Genomic DNA, 2727 nt, shown 5'->3' on the forward strand with positions numbered 1-2727 from the left:
GCGGGTGCCCGCGCCGACCAGAGCGGCACTGGTCCTGGCCGTCGTGACGGCCGCGCTGCTGTACGAGGCCGTCGCCGCGAGCATCGACAGGTCCCCCTCCGCATGGCGGCGCGAGATCACCGCGGACCTGGCCGCCCGCCCGCTCGACGACCCCTGGGCGATCACCGGCGCGGCGCTCGCGGCCCTGCTGGGACTGTGGCTGGTGGTGCTGGCGGTCACCCCCGGGCTGCGCGGTCTGCTGCCGATGCGCGGCGGCGCCTCCCACGGGATCCGGATGCGCGCCGGACTGGAGCGGTCCGCCGCCGAGGCGGTGCTGCACGATCGGCTGCTGGACGTGCCCGGGGTCCAGACGGTCCGGGTGGACGCCGGACGGCGCCGGATCAAGGTGCGGGCACGGGCACACTTCCGGCCCCTGGACGAGGTGCGGGGAGATCTGGACAGGACCCTGGAGGACGGTGTGCGCCGGCTCGGGCTCGCCCGGAGGATGCGGCGTTCGGTCCGGGTGCGGCGCCCGGGGAAGGGCTGAGGAAGGGCGAGGTGGACCGGATGCTCACGGTGGCGAACCGGATCCTGCTGGGGCTGCTGGGACTGGCCTTGCTGGTGCTGGGCCTGGCGGCCCTGCTGGGCGGACTCGACCTCCAGCGGCGCTGGGGCTTCGATCTGCCCTGGAACCCGCCCTGGGACGGGCCCGACGAGGTACTGCTCGGCCGCGGGGAACCCGCCTGGTGGCGGGAGGCGGACTGGTGGCGGTGGCTCCTGGCGATCGGCGTCCCGGCCGCCGTGCTCCTGCTCGCACTGTGGTGGCTGTCGGCGCAGCTGTGGAGGCAGCGGCCGGACACGGTGCTGGTCGACAGTGGTGACGGTTACGGTGCCTTGGTGAGGACGCGGACCCTGGAGGACGCCGTGGCCGAGGAGACCGGGACCCTGCCCGGCGCGGAACGGGCCCGGGTGAGGCTGGGCCGCCGCCGCTCCGGGGTAAGGGCCCGGGTCGCACTGGCGGTGGCCGCTCACGCGGGCCCGGCCGAGATCCTCCAGCGCCTGCGGGACGAGGCGCTGGAGCACGCCCGTGACTCGGCGGGACTGGACGAGCTGACCGCGGAGGTCCGGCTGCGTCCGGCGCGGCGGTGAGGCGGGGCGACAGGCCGAGAGGTTCCCGCCCCACCGCCGCGCCCCGCCCGCGTTTCCTCCACGGCCCGCCGTTCCCCGTCCGGTACGGGACGCCCGGCAGGGGCGGTCAGAAGCCGCGGCGGGCGCCGCCGTCGACCGGGAGCATCACACCGGTGAGGTACGACGCGGCGGGGGAGAGCAGGAACGCCGCCGCCCTGCCGAACTCCTCCGGGGTGCCGTAGCGGCGCAGCGGGATCGAGGCCGAGCTCCGCTCGCGGGCGGCGTCGGCGTCCCCGGTCAGGGCGTCCAGGCCGCGCACCCGGTCGGTGTCGATGCGGCCCGGAAGCAGCCCGACGACCCGGATGCCGCGCGGTCCCACCTCGTCCGCCAGCGACTTCGCGAAACCGGCCAGTCCCGGCCGCAGTCCGTTGGAGACCGTCAGACCGGGGATCGGCTCGTGCACCGAGCCGGAGAGGACGAAGCCGATCACCCCGCCCTCGCCCAGCCGTGCGGCCGCGGTGCGGGCCAGCCGCACCGCGCCGAGGAAGACCGTCTCGAAGGCCGACTGCCACTGGTCGTCGGTGACCGTCTCATGGGAGCCGGCCGGTGGTCCGCCGACGCTGATCAGCACCCCGTCCAGACGCCCGTAGCGCTCGTGGGCCTCCGTCACCAGCCGGTCGGCCGCGGCCGGATCGGCGTTGTCCGCCACCATGCCGAAGGCGTCGCCGCCCAGCCGTTCGGCGGCCTCGGTCACCGTCTGCCCGCTCCGGCCGGTGACGATCACCTTCGCGCCGTCGGCGACCAGTTCCCCGGCGGTGGCGAAGCCCAGCCCGCGAGTGGCGCCGGTGACGAGGTACACCCTGTCCTGCAGTCCGAGATCCATGAGGATCAGTCTGCCGGTCGGTCCGCCGTTCCGGCAGCGGAGGGGGTCGGAACGGCGGAGGCCGGCCGCGGCTCCGCCGTCCGTCCGCTCGTCCGCGGGCCCGTCCGCGGGGAGCTCCGTGCCGGCGGCCCCCGCCAGGCGGTCCCGGCGCTCGCGGCGGACCAGCACCACCCAGCCGACGGGAACGGCGGCGGCGAACAGCCACCACTGGAACGCGTACGCCAGATGCGGGCCGATGCCGCTGTGGTCGGGCTCCGGAAGGCGCTCGGGCTGCTCCCCGGAGGACTCCGGCGAGGTCTCCTCCAGGGCGACGTAACCGCCCAGGACCGGCCGGTCCAGCTCCTCGGCCATCCGCGCGCTGTCGATCAGCATCACCTGGCGGGGCGGCAGCCCCCGCTTGTCCTTGACGCCGTTGCCGGCCTTCTCGTCGGCCATCAACCGCCCGGTCACGGTGATCTCCCCGGGAGGAGGCGCCGGCACCCCGGGGAACTCCGTCAGGTCGTCGCCCGCCGGGATCCACCCGCGGTTGACCAGCACGGCCGTGCCGTCCTCGCGGACCAGCGGGGTCAGGACGTGGTAGCCGATCCTCCGGCCGTCCCCGCCGGTGCGCTGGCGCACGACCGTCTCGCCGCCGGTGTCGTAGACGCCGGTCGCCGTCACCCGGCGGTACCGGTCGGCGTCGGCGGCCAATGTGATGCTGACCGGCGACGGCACCGTCAAGATCCTCGACTTCGGCA

Annotated in this window: 3 protein-coding genes and 1 pseudogene; 2 read left to right on the plus strand and 2 right to left on the minus strand. The window is 75.6% G+C overall.

What is annotated here, in order from left to right:
- Together LJ221_RS09620 and amaP are read left to right on the plus strand one after the other, a co-directional pair.
- Positions 1 to 526: DUF6286 domain-containing protein (locus LJ221_RS09620; protein WP_241715410.1), on the plus strand; the 526-nt coding region annotated here is incomplete at its 5' end.
- A 20-nt stretch (positions 527 to 546) separates the two neighbouring features.
- On the plus strand, positions 547 to 1128 hold the full coding sequence (gene amaP / locus LJ221_RS09625; RefSeq protein ID WP_241715454.1) for an alkaline shock response membrane anchor protein AmaP: 582 nt from the start codon (positions 547 to 549) through the stop codon (positions 1126 to 1128).
- Positions 1129 to 1234: 106 nt separating this feature from the next.
- On the opposite strand, the gene LJ221_RS09630 is transcribed toward amaP, so the two are convergent.
- Positions 1235 to 1990, minus strand: coding sequence for an SDR family oxidoreductase (locus LJ221_RS09630; protein ID WP_241715456.1), 756 nt, complete (start codon positions 1988 to 1990; stop codon positions 1235 to 1237).
- Between the two features lie 249 nt (positions 1991 to 2239).
- Positions 2240 to 2727, minus strand: a pseudogene (locus LJ221_RS09635) (SURF1 family protein); the annotation flags it as partial.

The organism is Streptomyces sp. CNQ085 (assembly GCF_022614595.1).
In the GTDB taxonomy this organism is placed as follows: domain Bacteria; phylum Actinomycetota; class Actinomycetes; order Streptomycetales; family Streptomycetaceae; genus Streptomyces.